General features: G+C 63.9%; 18 protein-coding genes and 1 pseudogene. 7 read left to right on the forward strand and 12 right to left on the reverse strand.

The window, feature by feature from the left end; all coding sequences use genetic code 11:
* Positions 1-94 precede the first annotated feature (94 nt).
* From fba to NE850_RS10680, 5 genes and pseudogenes are all read right to left on the reverse strand, one after another.
* Positions 95-1,159, reverse strand: a pseudogene (gene fba / locus NE850_RS10660) (class II fructose-bisphosphate aldolase).
* A 261-nt stretch (positions 1,160-1,420) separates the two neighbouring features.
* Positions 1,421-2,857: a pyruvate kinase gene (gene pyk, locus NE850_RS10665; protein WP_165187003.1), complete on the reverse strand. Its 1,437-nt coding sequence runs from the start codon at positions 2,855-2,857 to the stop codon at positions 1,421-1,423.
* A 460-nt stretch (positions 2,858-3,317) separates the two neighbouring features.
* Positions 3,318-4,511 (reverse strand): phosphoglycerate kinase, encoded by a 1,194-nt coding sequence (locus NE850_RS10670; protein ID WP_007180506.1) that lies wholly within the window; start codon positions 4,509-4,511, stop codon positions 3,318-3,320.
* 272 nt (positions 4,512-4,783) lie between these two features.
* On the reverse strand, positions 4,784-5,107 hold the full coding sequence (locus NE850_RS10675; RefSeq protein WP_007180505.1) for an AzlD domain-containing protein: 324 nt from the start codon (positions 5,105-5,107) through the stop codon (positions 4,784-4,786).
* The gene (locus tag NE850_RS10680; RefSeq protein WP_310698723.1) at positions 5,104-5,850 is read right to left on the reverse strand and encodes an AzlC family ABC transporter permease; all 747 of its coding nucleotides are present in this window, start codon (positions 5,848-5,850) and stop codon (positions 5,104-5,106) included. The genes NE850_RS10675 and NE850_RS10680 overlap by 4 nt, the downstream gene beginning before the upstream one ends.
* A 218-nt stretch (positions 5,851-6,068) precedes the next feature.
* On the opposite strand from NE850_RS10680, the gene NE850_RS10685 reads away from it, so the two are divergent.
* The 6 genes from NE850_RS10685 (at position 6,069) to NE850_RS10710 (ending at position 11,057) form a co-directional block, all read left to right on the forward strand.
* Positions 6,069-6,992, forward strand: coding sequence for a branched-chain amino acid transaminase (locus tag NE850_RS10685; RefSeq protein ID WP_007180503.1), 924 nt, complete (start codon positions 6,069-6,071; stop codon positions 6,990-6,992).
* 61 nt (positions 6,993-7,053) lie between these two features.
* Positions 7,054-7,248, forward strand: a complete 195-nt coding sequence (locus NE850_RS10690) for a zinc-finger domain-containing protein (protein WP_007180502.1) — start codon at positions 7,054-7,056, stop codon at positions 7,246-7,248.
* A gap of 393 nt (positions 7,249-7,641) precedes the next feature.
* The gene (gene waaF, locus NE850_RS10695; RefSeq protein ID WP_310698724.1) at positions 7,642-8,667 is read left to right on the forward strand and encodes a lipopolysaccharide heptosyltransferase II; all 1,026 of its coding nucleotides are present in this window, start codon (positions 7,642-7,644) and stop codon (positions 8,665-8,667) included.
* Positions 8,668-8,843: 176 nt separating this feature from the next.
* Positions 8,844-9,290: a nuclear transport factor 2 family protein gene (locus tag NE850_RS10700; RefSeq protein ID WP_007180500.1), complete on the forward strand. Its 447-nt coding sequence runs from the start codon at positions 8,844-8,846 to the stop codon at positions 9,288-9,290.
* A gap of 35 nt (positions 9,291-9,325) precedes the next feature.
* Complete coding sequence (locus tag NE850_RS10705) at positions 9,326-10,489, forward strand: alpha/beta fold hydrolase (RefSeq protein ID WP_310698725.1); 1,164 nt, start codon at positions 9,326-9,328, stop codon at positions 10,487-10,489.
* Positions 10,482-11,057 (forward strand): DUF2946 family protein, encoded by a 576-nt coding sequence (locus NE850_RS10710; RefSeq protein WP_007180498.1) that lies wholly within the window; start codon positions 10,482-10,484, stop codon positions 11,055-11,057. Before NE850_RS10705 ends, NE850_RS10710 begins: the two co-directional genes overlap by 8 nt.
* 74 nt (positions 11,058-11,131) lie before the next feature.
* Here the strand turns inward: NE850_RS10710 and NE850_RS10715 are convergent, their stop codons facing one another.
* Positions 11,132-12,841 carry a M48 family metalloprotease gene (locus tag NE850_RS10715; RefSeq protein WP_007180497.1) on the reverse strand — a complete coding sequence of 570 codons (1,710 nt, stop codon included), beginning with the start codon at positions 12,839-12,841 and terminating at the stop codon, positions 11,132-11,134.
* Positions 12,842-13,113: 272 nt separating this feature from the next.
* Here NE850_RS10715 and moaC point away from each other — a divergent pair, with 272 nt between their 5' ends.
* On the forward strand, positions 13,114-13,590 hold the full coding sequence (gene moaC / locus NE850_RS10720; RefSeq protein ID WP_007180496.1) for a cyclic pyranopterin monophosphate synthase MoaC: 477 nt from the start codon (positions 13,114-13,116) through the stop codon (positions 13,588-13,590).
* Between the two features lie 64 nt (positions 13,591-13,654).
* On the opposite strand, the gene NE850_RS10725 is transcribed toward moaC, so the two are convergent.
* From NE850_RS10725 to NE850_RS10750, 6 genes are all read right to left on the reverse strand, one after another.
* Positions 13,655-15,439, reverse strand: a complete 1,785-nt coding sequence (locus NE850_RS10725) for a Wzy polymerase domain-containing protein (RefSeq protein WP_007180495.1) — start codon at positions 15,437-15,439, stop codon at positions 13,655-13,657.
* A 179-nt stretch (positions 15,440-15,618) separates the two neighbouring features.
* Complete coding sequence (locus NE850_RS10730; RefSeq protein WP_007180494.1) at positions 15,619-16,242, reverse strand: pilin; 624 nt, start codon at positions 16,240-16,242, stop codon at positions 15,619-15,621.
* 170 nt (positions 16,243-16,412) lie between these two features.
* Entirely contained in the window at positions 16,413-17,117 is a 705-nt protein-coding gene (locus tag NE850_RS10735; protein WP_007180493.1) for a TerC family protein, read from the reverse strand.
* Between the two features lie 144 nt (positions 17,118-17,261).
* Entirely contained in the window at positions 17,262-18,143 is an 882-nt protein-coding gene (gene sucD / locus NE850_RS10740; RefSeq protein ID WP_007180492.1) for a succinate--CoA ligase subunit alpha, read from the reverse strand.
* Between the two features lie 147 nt (positions 18,144-18,290).
* Positions 18,291-19,460: an ADP-forming succinate--CoA ligase subunit beta gene (gene sucC, locus NE850_RS10745; protein WP_007180491.1), complete on the reverse strand. Its 1,170-nt coding sequence runs from the start codon at positions 19,458-19,460 to the stop codon at positions 18,291-18,293.
* The gene (locus NE850_RS10750; RefSeq protein WP_165187016.1) at positions 19,457-20,197 is read right to left on the reverse strand and encodes a DUF2889 domain-containing protein; all 741 of its coding nucleotides are present in this window, start codon (positions 20,195-20,197) and stop codon (positions 19,457-19,459) included. The genes sucC and NE850_RS10750 overlap by 4 nt, the downstream gene beginning before the upstream one ends.
* Positions 20,198-20,303 lie beyond the last annotated feature (106 nt).

The raw sequence follows: 20,303 nt of genomic DNA on the forward strand, positions 1-20,303 counted from the left end.
GGAACAAAAGGGAAACGCCGTTCCCCGGATGATGCGGGAACGGCGATCTAACAACAACCTGGCCAAACGGCCAGGCGCAGTGCATGTTGACAGCTTAGCGGACGACTTGCGCGAGCTCGCCCGACTTGTACTTCTCCGCGATTTTATCAAGCGTAACCGGCTTGATCTTGCCTGCCTAGCCTTCGCAGCCGAATTGCGTGTAGCGCTCGATACAGATCTTCATCGCCGCTTCGCGCGCCGGCTTCAGGTAATCGCGCGGATCGAACTTGCCCGGGTTGGTCGCCATGTAGCGGCGGATCGCGCCGGTGATCGCCAGACGCAGGTCGGTGTCGATATTGACCTTGCGCACGCCGTTCTTGATGCCTTCCTGGATTTCCTCGACCGGCACGCCGTAGGTTTCCTTCATGTCACCGCCGAATTCGCGGATTTCAGCCAGCAGTTCCTGCGGCACCGACGACGACCCGTGCATCACCAGGTGCGTGTTCGGAATGCGCTGGTGGATTTCCTTGATGCGCTGGATCGACAGAATGTCGCCCGTGGGCTTCTTGCTGAACTTGTACGCGCCGTGCGACGTACCGATCGCGATAGCCAGCGCGTCGCACTGGGTCAGCTTGACGAAGTCGGCCGCCTGCTCCGGATCGGTCAACAGCTGCTCGCGCGTCATCGTGCCTTCCGCGCCGTGGCCGTCTTCCTTGTCGCCCTTCATGGTTTCCAGCGAACCGAGCACGCCCAGTTCCGCTTCCACCGTGATGCCGATCGAATGCGCCGCTTCCACGACCTTGCGCGACACATCCACGTTGTACTCGTACGAGGCGACCGTCTTGCCGTCGGCTTCGAGCGAACCGTCCATCATCACGCTGGTGAAACCGCTGCGGATCGCCGCCATGCAGACCGCTGGCGACTGGCCGTGGTCCTGGTGCATCACGACCGGAATATGCGGATACGACTCGACCGCGGCTTCGATCAGGTGGCGCAGGAACGCCTCGCCCGCGTACTTACGCGCGCCGGCCGAAGCCTGCATGATGACCGGTGCGTTGACCTTGTCGGCGGCCGCCATGATCGCCTGCACCTGCTCCAGGTTGTTCACGTTGAATGCCGGAAGGCCATAGCCGTTTTCAGCGGCATGGTCCAGCAGTTGACGCATTGATACGAGAGGCATGCTTAACTCCTTAGATTGAAACGAATTCCTGGGCCGTCGGCATCTTTTGGGCGATTTTATCGCGAAGCAAGCTGCATACCCGTCACACACGCCCTGAAGCGCGGAGCGGTGCTGCCCGCTGCAACGCGCGACTGGAGCCTGTGCGCCGCCTCTCGCGGGGCACGGCAGCCTGCTTCGGCCAATCAGCCGGGTGCCGATCGAGCCGTGTGCGTCGATCCGGAGGAAGGGCTTCAGCACTTCCTCCGTTGCCACGCAGCACGATCAATACGGCTCGCCGACCCGTACGATCTTCAGCGTATTCGTGCCGCCGGCCTGCCCCATCGGCTCGCCGACGGTCAGCACCACCATGTCGCCGCGCGACGCGTAGCCCTTGCTCACCACGGTTTCCAACGCCTGCTGCAACGCGGTGTCGCGGTCTGTGTTGGTATCGAGGTGCAGCGACGTCACGTTGCGGTACAGCGCCATTGCCCGTTCACTGCCCACGCGCGGTGTGAGCGCGAAGATCGGCACGTGAGTCCAGTGACGCGACATCCACAACGCGGTCGAGCCGGATTCCGTCAACGCCACGATCGCCTTCGCGCCGAGATGGAACGCTGTGAAGAGCGCGCCCATTGCGATCGACTGGTCGATCCGCGTGAACGTGCGGTCGAGGAAATCCTTGTCCAGCTCCGACTGCTCCGACTTCTCGGCTTCGATACAGATCGCCGCCATGGTCTCGATGGTCTGCACCGGATACTTGCCCGCCGCCGATTCCGCCGACAGCATCACCGCGTCCGTGCCGTCCAGCACGGCGTTGGCGACGTCCGACACCTCGGCGCGGGTCGGCACCGGCGCGTGAATCATCGACTCCATCATCTGCGTGGCGGTGATCACGAATTTGTTCGATTCGCGCGCCATACGAATCATGCGCTTTTGCAGCGCCGGAACTGCGGCATTCCCCACTTCCACGGCCAGATCGCCGCGCGCAACCATGATGCCGTCCGACGCGTCGAGAATGCCTTGCAGCGCCGGAATCGCTTCGGCGCGCTCGATCTTGGCGATCATCTTCGGCTTGACGCCGAACGGCGCGCCGGCAATGTTCGCCAACTGGCGGGCCATTTCCATGTCGGTCGCGTTCTTCGGGAACGATACCGCGACATAATCGACGCCGAGCGACATGGCGGTGCGAATATCTTCCATGTCCTTGGCGGTCAGCGCCGGCGCGGAAAGACCGCCGCCCTGGCGGTTGATGCCCTTGTTGTTCGACAGCTCGCCGCCGATCTTGACGACCGTGTGGATCTCGTTGCCGATCACGCGCGAAACGCTCAGCACGATCAAGCCGTCGTTGAGCAACAGCACGTCGCCCGGTTTCAGGTCGCGCGGCAGGTCTTTGTAGTCGAGGCCGGCGCGTTGCTCGTTGCCGAGTTCGCAGTCGGCGTCGAGCACGAACGGCTCGCCGGCGACCAGCATGATCTTGCCGTTTTCAAATTTGCCGACCCGGATCTTCGGGCCTTGCAGGTCCGCCATGATGGCGACTTCGCGGCCGGCCTGGCGGGCCGCCTCGCGCACGAATTCGGCGCGCTGGCGGTGGTCGTCGGCGGTGCCGTGCGAGAAATTGAGCCGCACCACGTCCAACCCCGCCTGAATCATTTGCAGCAGGATTTCCGGCGTATTGGAAGCCGGTCCGATGGTAGCGACAATCTTGGTGGCGCGATGCATGAGTCTCCTCGTCTGGGTGAGATCGCTGGAAAGAACGCTGCGAGTCGGATGCGGAGGCTGCGCACCGAAGGATGCTGCCGGGGGCTGCGCGCCGGTTGAAACCAGCGTCGCTTTATAGGGTGAAGCGGTGTTCGATGCCAGCACGGGGGGTGCCGGTGGGGAGATGAGCGTGATCTCGTCGTCCGGGAGTTCCGCGGGAGAGGGGGCGCTTTGCACAGCGTTTGTGCTGGACGATTCCGCAGCCTTCCCTGCAGTGGTCAACTCCACGCGCGCGAGCGGCGAGCCGGATTCTTCGTGTTGCTTGCCAGCTGGGCCGCTCGCGGACTCAACCGCGGAGCCGGCCGCCGCCGGAGTGGCGGCAGAGCGCGCCGCGCGCTCCCCTGCCGATGCCGCTGCGCTGTTGCGCGGCTTGCCGCCACGCGCTTTCGCAGACTTTGCCGTGGGGGAGCGCGTCGCCACGTTAAGCCCGCGATTCCAGAACTTCGACCGCCGGCAGCTTCTTGCCTTCGAGGAATTCAAGGAAAGCGCCGCCGCCCGTGGAGATATAGCTGACCTTGTCGTGGATGCCGTACTTGGCGATCGCAGCGAGCGTATCGCCGCCGCCGGCAATCGAGAACGCCGACGATTTGGCGATAGCCTCCGCCAGCGTCTTCGTGCCGTTGCCGAACTGGTCGAATTCGAACACGCCGACCGGACCGTTCCAGACGATCGTGCCGGCCTTTTCCAGTTGCGCGGCGAGCACCCTGGCGGTTTCCGGCCCGATGTCGAGGATCAGGTCGTCGTCCTGAACGTCGGCGACGGCCTTCACTTCTGCCTTGGCGGTCGGCGAAAACTCCTTGGCCGTGACCACGTCGGTCGGGATCGGCACCGAGGCGCCACGCGCTTTCGCGGCGTCGATAATGGCTTTGGCTTCGCTCACCAGATCGGCCTCGGCGAGCGACTTGCCGATCTTCAGGCCCGCGGCCAGCATGAACGTGTTGGCAATGCCGCCGCCCACGATCAGTTGATCGACCTTGTCGGCGAGCGACTTCAGAATGGTCAGCTTGGTCGACACCTTGGAGCCGGCGACGATCGCCACCAGCGGACGCTTCGGCGCGCCCAGCGCCTTGCCGAGCGCTTCGAGTTCGGCCGCGAGCAGCGGGCCTGCGCACGCGACGGGCGCATATTTGGCGATGCCGTGCGTGGTGGCTTCGGCGCGGTGAGCGGTGCCGAACGCGTCGTTCACGTAGATGTCGCAGAGCTTCGCCATTTTTTGCGCGAGTTCGTCGGAATCTTTCTTTTCGCCCTTGTTGACGCGGCAGTTTTCCAGCAGCACGACCGAGCCCGGCGCGACGTTCACGCCGTTTTCGACCCAGTTCGCCACCAGCGGGACGTCGCGGCCGAGCAGTTCGGCCAGCCGCTTCGCGACCGGCGCGAGCGAGTCTTCAGGCTTGAAATCACCCTCTGTGGGACGGCCCAGGTGCGACGTGACCATCACGGCGGCGCCCGCGTCGAGCGCAGCTTTGATGGCCGGCACGGAAGCGCGGATACGGGTGTCTTCGGTGATGTTGCCTTGATCGTCCTGCGGCACGTTCAGATCGGCGCGGATGAACACGCGTTTGCCGGATAGCTTGCCTTCGGCGATCAGATCGGAGAGACGCAATACCTTGTTCATGGGCGTGTGTGTGCGAGTTGATGGGAAGGCGGTGGCGGACGGCGCGCGGCACTCGGGCGCGGTGAACTCCAGCGCTCAGGCACGGCAGCGGCTCCACTGAATCGGGTGCCGGCGGCTGGGCCGCGGCTGCGCGCGCCTTGCAGCGGCGCGGTTATCCCGGAAACGACCATTTTAACTGATCCACACTGCCTTCTGACCCGCAACGGGGCGAATGTCCCGTATTTGAAGGATGCGGCGCGCATGCCGCGGCGCAGCATTTCCTGCCTCGTCCATCACATGAAGAGGCGCAACAGCGTGAACACAACCATTCCGACCACAATGGTGCCGAGCATGGTGCGCCGCCACAAAAACCATCCGAGACCCGACAGCGTGGCGTAGAACTCATGGTTCGACAGCGCGAACGACAGGCCCTCCGGGGTCGCCAGCACGTCCGGCAACACCACGGCGGCGAGCGCCGCGGCCGGTGCATAGCGCAGCATCCGCTGGATCCGCGCCGGTAAAACCGTGCGCTCGCCGCCGATTAGAAACATGGCGCGTGTCAGGGTGGTGACGAAGGTCATGCCGAATATGGCCAGCCAGATCTGCGTGGAGGTCATCGGGAGCCCCCGGTGCTGTTACGGATGCGGCGCAGGTCGGCGCGTTCGACCATCAGGTCGGCGGCGCTGCCGGCAACGATCGCCGCGATTACCGCGAGCGGCAGCCCGAGCCGGTACGGCAGGTCGAACGCGAGCAGCGACACCACGCCGGCGATCGCGACCGCAACCAGCGTGGAGCGCGTCGCGATCGCCGACACCATGATGGGCAGCAAGGCCAGCGTGCCCGCCAGCGCGAGACCCCAGTTGTCGGGAATCAGGCTCGCCAGCAGAATCCCGACGATCGACGACACTTGCCACGACAGCCAGCTGCACAGCGCCATGCCCCAGTAGTACGCCTCCTTGCCCGGTACATATCCGGTCGGGAAGCTCTTCTTCTGGAACAGCAGATAGATCACGTCGCCGTTGAAGTAGCCGAGCACGATGCGCCGCCACATCGACAGATAGGAGAAGTGCGGCGCCAGACCGACGCTGAAGATCACGAAACGCGTATTGACCATCGCGGCGGTAAGCAGCACGGTCCAGACCGGCAGCTTGGCGGCGAGCAGCGGCAGCACCGCCAGTTGCGACGAACCGGCATAGCACAGCAGCGACATGGTGAGCGCCTGCGGCAGCGTGAGCACCGATTTGCTCATGGCAATGCCGGTGACAAGCCCCCAGGAGAGGATCGCCATCAGCGTGGGCGAATAGTCGCGCGCGCCCTCGCGGAAGGCACGGCGATCGGTTTCTGACAGGCGAGCGAGCATGAGGCGAAACGCGGGCGCGAGAGGCGTCGTAACGAAGGGAAGTCGGCGCCAGGTCGTCAAGCACCCGCTGGCGCATCCGGATTTGAATTATGCGTGCGCCGGATTATAGCGTCCGGAATGCGGCCAAATGCTCGTTCCGCGCGCAAAAGACGCTAAAATGCCGGTCTTGGCTATGCCTGTCATAGCTATGCCTAACAACGCACCTGCTGGAGAATCGTATGTCAATGGCCGACCGCGACGGCAAGATCTGGATGGATGGCAAGCTTATCGACTGGCGCGATGCCAAAATCCACGTGCTCACCCACACGCTGCATTACGGCATGGGCGTCTTCGAGGGCGTACGCGCCTATAAGACGGTGGACGGCAGCACCGCGATTTTCCGTTTGCAGGAACACACCAAGCGCCTGCTGAACTCGGCCAAGATTTTCCAGATGGACGTGCCGTTCGACCACGAAACGCTCGCCGCCGCGCAATGCGAAGTGGTCCGCGAAAACAAGCTCGAGTCCTGCTACCTGCGCCCCATCATCTGGGTCGGTTCGGAAAAGCTCGGCGTGTCGGCCAAGGGCAACACCATCCATGTGGCGATCGCCGCCTGGCCGTGGGGCGCTTACCTCGGTGAAGAAGGCATTGCCAAGGGCATCCGCGTGAAGACCTCGTCGTTCACGCGCCACCACGTGAACGTGTCGATGGTCCGCGCCAAGGCGTCGGGCTGGTACGTGAACTCGATCCTCGCCAATCAGGAAGCCATCGCCGACGGTTACGACGAAGCCCTGCTGCTCGACGTGGACGGCTATGTGTCCGAGGGCTCGGGCGAGAACTTCTTCCTCGTGAACAACGGCAAGCTGTACACGCCGGACCTGGCGTCGTGCCTCGACGGCATTACGCGCGACACGGTCATCACGCTGGCGCGCGACGCGGGCATCCAGGTGATCGAAAAGCGCATTACGCGCGACGAGGTCTATACCTGCGACGAAGCGTTCTTCACCGGCACCGCCGCCGAAGTCACGCCGATCCGCGAACTCGACAACCGCACGATCGGCTCGGGCGCACGCGGTCCCATCACCGAGAAGCTGCAATCGGGCTTCTTCGATATCGTGAACGGCAAGAGCGACAAGTACGCGCACTGGCTGACCAAGATTTAACGTGCGTTGCGCCGGCACAGCCAGCGCAACGCACGCCCCCTGCATACAACGAGAACCCCTCATGAGCGAAATCAAGGAAATGCCGCTGGTCGAACTGTCGGCAAAAGATCTGCCGGCTTACTGCCCGAACCCGGCCATGCCGCGCTGGAGCGCCCATCCGCGCGTTTTTATCGACGTCACGCACGGCGAAGCCAAGTGCCCGTACTGCAGCACGCGTTACAAGCTGCGCGACGGCGAAGTGGTCAAGGGTCATTGAGCCCCGCGCACTGAGTACTGATTGCTTGTGGTGGCGCTTGCCGGGCCGGCTGCGTGCTTCGTCGCGGGTTGCGTTTCGGGTCGCGCTGCGGTTTGCGTTGCGGAGGTCGCTTCGTGACCTGCCGCGTGTTGCGCGGCCCGGTTCGCTGTTCGACAGGCCGGCCGTGATCGTGCTGCACACGGTGGTCACGCCGACGCGAAAGCAAACGCGACCGCGCACCCCAATCCGACAGCAGCCACGCCACAGCAGGGCCGCCGCCGCGGCGCGTCCGGCCACGCCGGAATCGCGCTACGCGGCTTGCGGCTTTACCCCTGGCTTTACCCCTTTTACCTATCCGAATGCCACGCGCATGGCTCGCGCGAGGTTTCGTTTCGACACCGGACACTCATTCTGATGCGTCGCGCGTTGGTTATCGCACCGAACTGGATCGGTGACGCATTGATGGCGCAGCCGCTGTTTGCGCGCCTCGTGAAATTGCATCCGCGCATCGTCATCGACGCGGTCGCGCCCTCCTGGGTCGCGCCCGTACTTGAACGCATGCCGGAAATCCGCGACGTCTACGCCACGGATCTCGCGCACGGCAAGCTGCAGATGCTGCGCCGCTGGCAGCTGGCGAGCGACCTGCGCGACGTGGGCTACGACGCCGCCTACGTGCTGCCGAACTCGCTCAAGTCGGCGCTGATTCCGTGGATGGCGGGGATCCGGCTGCGCATCGGCTACACCGGCGAAAGCCGCTACGGCCTGTTGAACGTGCGCCACGCGAATCCGCGCAAGGACGAGCGCCCGCCAATGGTCGGCCAGTACGCCGCCCTCGCCTACGCGCCCGGCGCCAAGGTGCCCGACGACCTGCCGATGCCGCGCCTCGAAGCCGACCTGAACGAAGCGGCGCGCGTCTCGGCGCGCTTTAACCTCGATACGCGCGTGCCGCTGCTGGTGTTCTGTCCGGGCGCCGAATACGGCCCTGCCAAGCGCTGGCCGCCCGAACACTTCGCGGCGCTCGCGCAGATGGTCGGCCAGTCGTTCCCGTACACGCAGATCGTCGCGCTCGGTTCGCCCAAAGATGCGCCGCTCGCGCAGGCTATCGCCGAGAAAGCGCCGAACGTGCGCAACCTGTGCGGCCAGACCGCGCTGGGCGAGGCGTGCGCGCTGATCTCGCGCGCCAACGCGGTCGTCACCAACGACTCCGGGCTGATGCACGTGGCCGCCGCGCTGCGCCGGCCGCTGGTGGCCGTGTACGGGTCGACCGATCCACGCCACACGCCGCCCTTGTCCGAGCTTGCGAAGGTACAATGGCTTCATCTCGAATGCAGCCCCTGTTTTGAGCGCGAGTGTCCGCTCGGTCATCTGAACTGCCTGAAGCAGTTGAGCGCCGAGCAGGTATTCGGCGATTTGCGCGGCATGTTGCTCGCGCAACGCTGAGTCTGTCGGCACCGCTGACACTTGCACGCAACACCGCACGCCCCTGAGCGCGTCGCGTCATGTTCGCGCCTTGCGGCGCGGGCATTCTGGCGCTCGGGTGCGATTGTCCGGTGCTCCGGACTGTCCCGCTGACCGCTGCCCGCAACCGCGCGCCGCGCACAAGAGACTGACGAGCCATGCCACGTTTTGCCCATATCTTCGAAGCCGCCGCCGATACCCTGAACGCCTATTACCAGGCCGTCGCCGAGGTCAATATCGACAGCTTGATGGGTCTGTGGATCGATGAAGAGTTCGTCAGTTGCATCTGCGCCGACGGTTCGCACCTGCACGGCCTCGAGAGTATTCGCGCCGGCCTGCAGATCCAGCTCGAAGCCGCGCCCGTTTCCATCGAACCGCTCGACATCCGCGTCTACGACAGCCTCGGCACGGTGGTCTACGCGATTGCCGAAGCACACCGGCCGGCCGATCCGAAAGCCACGCCCGCAATGGTGTTCACTACTTACGTGATGGTTCACGAACGCGGCGAATGGCGCATTGCGCACATTCACGCGAGTCCGATGCCCAATGAAGCCGCCAGCCAGTTCGCCACGAAAATGCGACATGGCCAGGGTTCGCTGCACTGACGCGTTGCACGCGTTTTACCTTTTTCGAAGCAGGCATGAGCACGCCCCGCAGGAAGTCCTCCACACCGAAAGAAGTCCCCTTGGGGGATTGGGGGACGGCGCACGACAAAGCCGCGTCTTCGGGCACGGCACGCGCCGCGGCCGCCGTCGAGGCTGCCGTCGGTGCTGCCGTCGGTGCCACTGTCGAGATGCTCTACCGTGCACCGCTCTGGCTGCCGAACCGGCACGTGCAGACCATCGTCCCGTCGCTGTTCGCACGCCGCCCCGCGGTTTCGTTTCGGCGCGAGCGCTGGGACACGCCCGACGGCGACTTCATCGACCTCGACTGGGTCGAGCATGACAGTCAGGCCCAGTCAGCGCTCGCGCGCGGCGCCGTACCCCGGATTCCCGCCGACACCGCTCCGCTCTTCGTGCTGTTTCACGGCCTGGAAGGCAGTTCGGGCTCGCACTATGCCGCCTCGTTGATGGCAGCCGCACGCGAGTACGGCTGGCACGGCGTGGTGCCGCACTTTCGCAGTTGCAGCGGACCGATGAACCGGATGCCGCGCTTCTATCATCTCGCCGACAGCAACGAAGTCGACTGGATCCTGCGGCGTTTGCGCGCCGCGCATCGCGGGCCGGTCGTCGCGGCCGGCGTGTCGCTCGGCGGCAATGTGCTGCTGCGCTGGCTGGGCGAGCGGCGCGAGGACGCGGCGTCGGTGGTCTCGGCCGCCGCGGCGATTTCGACGCCCATCGACGTGCATGCCGGCGGGCGCGCATTGTCGCAGGGTTTCGGACTCGTCTACACGCGCAGTTTCCTCAAGACGCTCAAGCAGAAAGCAGAGCAGAAGCTGATCCAGTTTCCCGGCCTGTTCGATCGTGACGCGATGCTGGCGAGCCGCACCATGTACGAATTCGACAACGTGGTGACCGCGCCGCTGCACGGCTTTCGCAATACCGACGAGTACTGGAGCACGGCGACCACGCGCCCGCTGCTGCCGCACATTCAGGTGCCGACACTGGTGCTGAACGCGCGCAACGACCCGTTTCTGCCCGCTGAGGCGTTGCCGGCGCGGCATGAGGTATCGGCGGCGGTGGAACTCGACCAACCCAGGCACGGCGGCCACGCCGGCTTTATGACCGGGCCGTTTCCGGGCCGCATCGACTGGCTGTCGCGGCGCGTGTTCGGCTATCTGGAGCGGCACGTCGATCATGGATGACATCGTCAGGCAGGCCCTGGCCAAGTGGCCGAATGTACCCAGTTGCACGGGGTGGCTGATGCTGGATCGGCGCGGCAACTGGCGCATGCGCGACGAGGCCGCGCAGGCGAGCGGTTCGCCGGGCACGCCGATCCGCCATGAAGCATTGCTCGGGTTCATCAACCGGAATTACGACGCCGACGAACGCGGGCAGTGGTTTTTCCAGAACGGCCCGCAGCGCGTGTACGTGGAACTGGGCTATACACCGTGGGTGGTGAGGTTGTCGGCCGATGCCGACGGCGCGCTCGCGTTGCAGGATCAGGCCGGCGGCGCTTTTGAACCCGCGGCCGTGTTCGTGGATGAAGAAGGCGGAATACTCTTTGCCGACGGCTCGGCGCAACCGAGAGTCGCGGTCTTGCACGATCACGATCTGGACGTGTTCTCCGAGCACGCAGCGCTCGCGGACGACTCGATGAGCGGCGAGTTTCGCTGGAACAACGGGATGACGTTGCCGCTGCAGGCCGTACGGCGAGGCGATGTTGCCAGCCGGTTCAGGTTTGTGCCGAGTCCGGCAGCCGCGGGCGCTTAAGTACCATAGCGGCTTGCGCCGTGGCCTGTTTCATCGGGCAAGGTCGGAGAAACGCAGCGAACCGTGAGCAACAGCTAGCTCTTTTCGTCCAGCCGCTCCTCCTTATAGCGGCTCTCCATCTCATGCAACCTCGCGTCGACGGTCGCGAGATCATAATAGCCAATCGCCTTCAGATCGCGCGCGTCCTTCAATTGCCGAATCGCCGAAGGCCATGCTCCTTCGAGCGCGAACTTTTCAGCCATCGCCCGATGCTGCGTCAACGCGTCGCCCGTGCCGGCGCTGGCCTGCGCGAGATACAGCCACCAGGCAGGCTGATCGGGCTCGGCACGCGTCTCTTTTTGCGCGAGCGCCTGAGCATCGGCAAAGCGGTGCAACGTCAGCAAGGTGCGGATATGCATGTCGATTGCGGCGTTCGACTGCGGCCAGCGCTTCTGCGCGAACTCGGCCAGACGGGCGGCCTCGTCGTCGCGGCCGGCACGCCGCGCGATGTCGGCGGCTAGCACGTCCAGGCTCGGCGAACTCCGCGCGGTTCCGCCCTCGGCCTGTTCGCCCGCCGCGAACGCCGCGCGACACGACGCCAACGACGCCACTGCATCGTCGTAACGTTCGAGCAGCATCTGCCCGTATGCAATGCCATACCAGTTCGCCGCGACGTTGACCGCCGTGCGGTCCTCGATCTCGGAGCGCAGGCGCGAAATCTCATCCCCGTACTCGCTGCGCGACTGGTCCTGCAGCAGCCGCGAGCGAGCGCGCACAAAGCCATACTCGGCCGATTGATGCGGCTGCCGGTAAGGCGCTCGGCGCGCACGGTCCTCCATGTCGGCAATCCGTTCGCCGGTCAGCGGATGGGTACGTGCGTAAGCCGGGATACCCGTGTCACTCATCGCGGCGCGATCGAGCCGGCCGAAGAAGGTCGTCATCGCGTACGGATCGTAGCCGGCGCCGGCGAGCAGCAGAAAACCGACGCGGTCTGCCTCCTGCTCGGCGGAACGCGAGAAACGCAACTGGTTGTCGACCGCATACGCCTGGCCGCCGATCGCAATCGCGCTGCCCAGATCGCCGCTATGCGCAAGCACGCCGGCGAGCACACCGAACAGCAGGCCGGCGAGCGCGGCATAGGTGCTACGCTCGCCGGCCGTGATCATGCGCGAGATGTGCCGCTGCAACACGTGTCCCATTTCGTGACCCAGCACCGACGCCAGTTCGGATTCCGTCTGCGTCGCCACGATGAGGCCGGTGTTCACGCCGATAAAACCGCCCGGCAGCGAGAAGGCGTTGATCTGCGGATCGCGCACCGCGAACAGATCGAAGTCCGGACGATACCCGCCGATATAGAGCGCGCTCGCCGCCGCAGCAAGTTTCGCGGCGACCGAGTTCAGGTAGTCGCGTACCAGCCAGTCGTCGAGATAGTCGGGATCGCGGCGCAGTTCGCGCATCACACGCTCGCCGAGTTTGCGCTCGGCCTGCGGCGTGAGCGAGCCCGAACCGCCGTTGCCCAGATCGGGTAATTGCTGCGTGACGATCGGCGCCCGCCAACTGGTGTTCGCGCCGGAATTGCCGGAGAAGCGGCTCTGCGCCCCGCCATACACGCCGAACACACCTTGTGCGATGTCGGAGGGGATGAGCGGATCGGCGTAAGTATCGGCCGGGCCACTGACCAGCGGTGGTTCCGCGGAGAGCGTGCTGGGCGCCGCGCCCGAAATACCCTGCGATTGCGCGAACGCGCCCGGCGCCGTCGCCAGCGCAACAGACAACAACGCAGCAAGGAACCGTTTCGGGCGCATCGCGAGGTCGATATGACGAAGTCGAAAGCGAAGCCCGCCGCTCGGACTAAGATAGCGGGCATGGGGCAATTGTAATCAGTCGTCGTGCGAATTCGTGTGATTCACGTCATGGCGATTCGGGCGTAGTCGGGCCTTCCAGGCGATCGCCGCGCCGCAAGCGCCGTGTAACTACAAACCGACGATGCCCTTGCGCAACGGCGCGCGCCAATGCACTGCCGCCGCCGTCCGGCCGCGCCGCTGCTATGATAGGCGCCCTCTGAAGGAGCCCGACCATGTCTGAACTCACTCATTTCGACGCCGCCGGCCAGGCGCATATGGTGGATGTCGGCGGCAAGCAGGAGACCAAACGCATTGCGGTTGCGCGCGGCTCGATTCGCATGCTGCCGCAGACGTTCGCGCTGATCCGCTACGGCAACGCCAAAAAGGGCGACGTGATCGGCATCGCACGGATTGCCGCGATTCAAGGTTCGAAGCGCACCGCCGATCTGATCCCGCTCTGTCATCCGCTCGCGCTCACGCGCGTCAAGGTGGATTTCGAGCTCGACGAAACGCTGCCTGGCGTGCATTGCACGGTTCAGGTCGAAACGCTTGGGCGAACCGGCGTGGAGATGGAGGCGCTGACCGCCGTGCAGGTCGGGCTGCTGACCGTGTACGACATGTGCAAGGCGGTGGATCGCGGGATGACGATTACTGATGTGCGCGTGCTGGAGAAGCACGGCGGGAAGTCGGGCGATTGGATGGCGGGTTGACGACCTTCTGGACCGTCGCCCCGCGTCACCTTCACAACCCTTTGAAACGAAGATAGCGAGCGGCTCAATCCTCGTCGCTGTCGTCGTCCTCATTCACGTCACCAGGCGGCGCACCGTAGCGCTTGACCAGCTCCGCCTTGAAACCGGCCAGCGTTTTCTGCTCGTCGCAGAGTTCGTACAGATAGCTCAGTTGCGACGGCCAGTCCTTCAACTCCTCGGCGAAAATCTTCAGGCGTTCGACAGTGTCGAACGCCGCCGTCTGGTCGCCGCTCAACGCCTGCAGCACCGCATAGCGGCGCAACACGGTTTCGCCCGGCAGCAGCGCAATCGCCTGTCTGTGCATAGCGAGCTTGTGCTGCAGATCCATCGAGTTCATCGGCAAAAGCGTCGCCATTCCATACTCGCCCCACGCCTGGAACAGGAACGACGGATCCGCACGATACTGCTCGGCGGGACGCGAGCCGTAGTACAACACCTCGGCGCGCGCGTAGTCGCGATACACCGGATACAACGCGGCCAGCCCGCCGAACACCACCACGGCAAACGCGCCGAACGACACGCGTGCGGGCACGAGGCGCAGCGGCCGCGTTTCCAGCAAGCCGAACACGAACATTGCCGGCAACAGGAAGAACATGTACTGCTGCGGATATTCGACCAGTGCGTGCATAGCCAGCACACCGATCAGCGCAATGCCGAACACGCGCGCCGAGCTTTGCGGCGCGCGCACCGCACGCACGAGCCATGTGATCAGGCCGAACAGCACGATCGCGAGGCCGATCAGGCCGGTCTTCGCGAGCAGGTCGATGAAGATGTCGTGCGAATTGTTGGCGATCTCGACGCCGCCAAGCGACTTCACAAACTCGTACTGGTAGCTCGGAAATTCGCCCCAGCCGACACCCAGCAGCGGATGCGTCCTGAACATCGTCCAGCCGTACTTCCACAGCGCGAGACGCGGCGCGATCTGGCCGGCGTCCTTGAAGCGCTCCGCAGCGGACTGTCCGAGTTCCAGGTGATAGTGAACGTTGGCCCAGCGAATCAGCGCGTTGACCACAAAAAACAGCACGGCCAGCACAATTGGAATAATCCACTCGCGGTTGCTGCGGCGTAGCTGTAACTGATTGCGGGTCTGCGCGAATGCCATCCAGAAACCCGCCACCACGATCACGCCCATTTGCAGCCATGGACCACGCGATACGGTCAGAGCGAGACCAATCGCGAAAATTGTCGACACGAGGAACCAGATGCTGACGGCGATCCGCCGCGTCTGCACGAGAAACAGTGCGCCCGCCATCGCAAATGCGATATAGGTAGCGAGGTGATTGGCCTGTGCCATATTGCCGAACGGCCGGCGCTCGACGGTCACGTTATAGGCAACGACGAGCGGCGAAACGCGTGTTTCGAGGTGAAACAACTGGATAACCTGGCAGAACACCGCGAACAGCCCACCGACGATCAATGCCCCGGCCGCCCAGCGCAACGCGGTCTCGTTGAGCTTGGCCCGCGTGAAACCATAACCGGCATGGGTCGCCATGAAGGCCGCCAGCAGATAGCCGCCGCCGAGCCAGTTCATCGACGGCTGCGAAATCGGCAATACCACCGATTGCGCCACTACCAGCAGCCCGAACAGCAATGGCACCAGCGCGACCGTCGGCGAGGCGAACGTCACGCGCGGCCTCGCGCTCGCCACCAGCAGCACGACGCCCGCGCCGGTCAGCAAATACAGCGCGAGTGCCGTGAATTCAGCGTAAAACGTCGGAATCGGATACGTATGGTTGACAACTGCATAAGGCAGCACCAACGCGAGAGCCAGCAGAATGAAGGACAGGTAGCGCGCAAAAGGGGTGGGCATCGAATAACCGGTGGGCGTCAGCAACCGGCGCACTATACAAAAAAATTCTCCTGCTGTGCGCCGGCCGGGCTGAAATATCCCGGAAATCAGCCTTTTACGTGCAAACGGCGCGGGCGGCCACGGACTGGCCGGCGCTCGCGGTCATCGCGCGCCTAGCTGTCCCTCATCTCTTCATGACTTCACGAGCGGCACTCCGGCGGGGCGAGATTCGACGCCAGGCTGGGCGCATCGGCAGGTGCCGGCCCGGCACCCGGCGCCGGCAGCGAGGACGCCGTTTTGCCGCCCGCGAAGCATTCCCACGTGAGCGCACCCGCCTGCACCGCGCCCTTGCTTAGCGCAACGCGCGCAGTCGGCGCATCCACATTGTCAGGAACCGACGGCACGAGCGTGAGCGTGTTCGAACCCGCGGGCGCGACGCGCGTCGTGAAAGCGACGGTGATCTGGCCGGTGTCGTCGTCGACCCGGATGGATTCGACGTTGCGGGTAGCGGGCGGCGATGCATAACCGCCGCTGAATGCATTGCCGCTGGCGGCGTTTTCAGATACGGCGAGGCGCGCGGAAGCCGCCAGCGACAGCCCTTCGCCGACGCGGCTGCGAGCCAGATAGTCCTGATACGCGGGAATCGCATAAGCGGCGATCACACCGACGATCGCCAGCACGATCATCAGTTCGATCAGCGTGAAACCGACGCCGAGGCGCCGGCAGGCACGGGCGAACCGCGCGGACCAGGCGGCACGGCCCAATCTCGAACGCGTGGCCAGCGAGGACTGGGAGTAAGGGGAATACGGCAAGGTAACGATCATCGGCAGGCTCCTGAAACGAAAAACGCCTGCTCCACGGATCGGGAACAGGCGTTTCAATCGTAGCCAGCGGCGCTCGTGTCGGACAGTCAGCCAAATGGCTAACGTTGCAGCGTGGTTCGGCTCAGGTTCACACCACCTGAAATTCAATCGTGTCGGCACCAATCGCAGTCTCAAGCCGCCGCGCGACTGGCATTGCGGCGCTTGAGCAGATACCCGAGTATCACGACGAACAGTGCGCCCGCGATGCTCATGCCATATTCGGCCAATGGCGTATCGAGAATCGGCCAACGGTCGCCGGCCGGGTCGTTGATGATCAGCCCGCCCGCGATCCAGCCCAGCAATGCGGCGCCGAGCGTGATCACGATCGGGAAGCGGTCGAGCAGCTTGAGAACCAGCTGGCTGCCCCACACGATCAACGGAATGCTCACCAGCAGGCCGAAAATCACCAGCGCGAGACGGTGTTCGGGATCGGCGGCCTCGGCCGCGCCCGCAATCGCGATCACGTTGTCGAGGCTCATCACCGCGTCCGCGACGATGATGGTCTTGATTGCCGACATCAGCTTGTCGGCCGGCTTCACGTTCTCGTGCGCGTCGTGCGCGGGCGCCATCAGGCGCACGCCGATCCACAGCAGCAGCAAGCCACCCGCGAACTTCAGCAACGGCACATCGAGCAGCACGACCGCGAACGCGATCAACGCCACGCGCAACACAATGGCGCCGGCCGTACCCCACAGCACGCCCTTCGTGCGCTGCGACGGCGGCAAATTGCGGCAGGCCAGCGCGATCACGACGGCGTTATCGCCACCCAGCAGAATGTCGATGACGATAATCTGAATGACAGCGCCCCAATGGAGCGTGGCGAAGAACTCGAGCATGATTGAAAGAATAAGAAGAAGTCCGGCGCGCGGCCAATAAAAAAGCGGAGGAGTCTGCACTCCCCCGCTTTTTGAACCGCACGCTCACGAAAGGGTCTCGTAAGCGTATCAAAAAAAACGCCGTGACTGCGCGTGAATTTCGATTTACAGCATCGCCTTCAGAAGACGCGCCATTTCCGACGGGTTCTTCGTGACCGTGATGCCGCAGGCGTCCATGATTTCCAGCTTCGCTTCGGCCGTATCCGCACCGCCCGAGATCAGCGCGCCGGCGTGGCCCATGCGCTTGCCCGGAGGCGCCGTGACACCGGCGATGAAGCCAACCACCGGCTTCTTCATGTTGTCCTTGATCCACTCAGCCGCATTCGCTTCGTCCGGACCACCGATCTCGCCGATCATGATGACGGCGTCCGTTTCCGGATCGTCGTTGAACATCTTCATCACGTCGATGTGCTTCAGACCGTTGATCGGGTCGCCGCCGATACCGACCGCTGACGATTGGCCGAGGCCAATCGCCGTCAATTGGCCGACTGCTTCGTACGTCAGCGTGCCTGAACGCGACACGACGCCGATGCGGCCCTTGCGGTGGATGTGACCCGGCATGATGCCGATCTTCAGCTCGTCCGGCGTGATCGTGCCCGGGCAGTTCGGACCGAGCAGCAGCGTCTTGCGGTTTTCAGCGCGCATACGAGCCTTCAGCTCGATCATGTCACGGACGGGAATGCCTTCCGTGATACAGATCGCCAGATCCAGATCGGCTTCGACGGCTTCCCAGATCGCAGCAGCAGCGCCTGCCGGCGGCACATAGATCACCGACACGGTCGCGCCCGTTTCAGCCTTGGCTTCAGCGACGCTAGCGTAGATAGGAATGCCTTCGAAGTCTTCGCCGGCACGCTTCGGGTTCACGCCCGCAACGTACGCTTCGCGGCCGTTTGCATATTCACGGCAAGCACGCGTGTGGAACTGACCGGTCTTGCCGGTGATGCCCTGCGTGATGACCTTGGTGTCTTTGTTAATCAGAATCGACATGTATTGACCTCTGTTCGTTTGGCGTCGCGCTATTGCGCCGCGCGGCGGGATGTTCTTCGCCTGCCCCGCTCATGCGCCATTCCCGCGCCGCCATTCGTAATCCTGGTTACCTGGAAAAAGCGTCTCGCAAAAACTTGCGGACCAGGCTTAAGCCTTGCCCGAAGCGGCCGCGACGACCTTTTGAGCCGCTTCTTCCATGCTGTCCGCCGCAATGATCGGCAGGCCGGATTCAGCGAGCATCTTCTTGCCGAGGTCTTCGTTCGTGCCCTTCATGCGGACCACGAGCGGCACCTTCAGCGAAACGGCCTTCGACGCCGCGATCACGCCTTCCGCGATCACGTCGCAACGCATGATGCCGCCGAAAATGTTGACCAGAATCGCGGTCAGGTTCGGGTTCTTCAGCATGATCTTGAACGCTTCCGTGACCTTCTCGGTCGTGGCGCCACCGCCCACGTCCAGGAAGTTCGCCGGTTCGCCGCCGAACAGCTTGATGGTGTCCATCGTTGCCATGGCGAGGCCGGCGCCGTTCACGAGACAGCCGATGTTGCCGTCGAGCGAGATGTACGCGAGGTCGAACTTCGACGCTTCGACTTCAGCCGGATCTTCTTCGTCCAGATCGCGATACGCGACGATTTCCGGATGACGGAACAGTGCGTTCGAATCGAAGTTGAATTTCGCGTCCAGCGCGATGACCTTGCCGTCGCCGGTCAGGATCAGCGGGTTGATTTCGGCGAGCGATGCGTCCGTTTCCCAGAATGCCTTGTACAGGCCTTGCAGGATCGCGCGAGCTTGCGGCAGCGAAGCGGCGGGCACGCCGATCTTCGTTGCGAGCTCGTCGGCTTCGGCGTCTTTCAGACCGGTTGCCGGGTCGACAGCGATCTTGTGGATCAGCTCAGGCGTCTTTTCCGCGACTTCTTCGACGTCCATGCCGCCTTCGCTCGATGCCATCACGACGATCTTCTGCGACACGCGATCGATCACGAGGCCGACATACAGTTCCTTCTTGATGTCAGCGCCTTCTTCGATCAGCAGACGATTCACCTTCTGGCCTTCCGGGCCGGTCTGGTGCGTGACGAGCTGCATGCCGAGGATCTGGTTCGAGTATTCGCGAACCTGTTCCAGCGACTTGGCGACCTTCACGCCGCCGCCCTTGCCACGGCCACCCGCGTGGATCTGAGCCTTCACGACCCATACCGGGCCGCCGAGCTCTTCCGCGGCCTTGACCGCATCATCCACCGAGAAGACCGGCTTGCCGCGCGGTACCGCGACGCCGAATTTCCGCAGGATTTCCTTACCCTGGTACTCGTGAATCTTCATGCGTGATTCCCTTCAGTCTGAGAGTTGGATTGAACTTCGTTTCCGCTGCCGTCGTTCATGCCGGACGTGTCGCCGCCTTCGGCTGTCTGGCGAACTGCTCCGTCGCCCGACGATGCCACGCGTTCCGCTGAACGCGGTGCGTGGCCATACCAGCGCGGATAAAACTGCTGCACCGCCTCGCCGTCGAAACGCAGCGCGTGGCAGCGTCCCAGCTGGAATGGCGGTTTATCGTTGGAATGCTCGCCTGTGCTGTTAGACGATTCGTCTCCTGAACCCGCTTTCGCGCCTGGCGCGCTGTCACCGGTATTCCACACTTCGCCGGCGAATGCCTGAATCGCGGCGGTCGGCAGGATGGCGCACAGCTCGGTGAGATGCGTGCAACCCACCGTGCCGCCCAGCAAGCGAGCAGCTTCACGACGGAAGTTTTGACGGAGATTGAGCCCGATGAGGGCACGATAGGCGGGATTGCTGACTTGGCACAAGCCAGGATAGGGCACCCAGTCGGACGACGCCTCGGCGTCGACGACATTGAGCTTGCGATCGATGGTGATGCGAAGCCAGAGTTCATGGATCGGCTGACCATTGGGCCGGACGCCCGACGCAAGCACCACGTCGCGCGGTTTTTCGTCGGTCAAGCACGCTTCCACGTCCCACAGGCCATCGGCTCGCTCATAGGCTTCCGCTCTGATTGCGCGACGATGGCGCAACTGACGGGACACTGGCGGGGAGAGCGGCATGCGGGAAGGGAAGGCCGGATTGGAAAACCCACGAATTTTAGCATACTGAGTATTTGAGACAGATTGGAATGCGCTCGGCCGCGCTACAGGCGGCTGAGCGCGCAAG

Source organism: Paraburkholderia sp. USG1, assembly GCF_031570135.1.
Lineage (GTDB): Bacteria > Pseudomonadota > Gammaproteobacteria > Burkholderiales > Burkholderiaceae > Paraburkholderia > Paraburkholderia dioscoreae.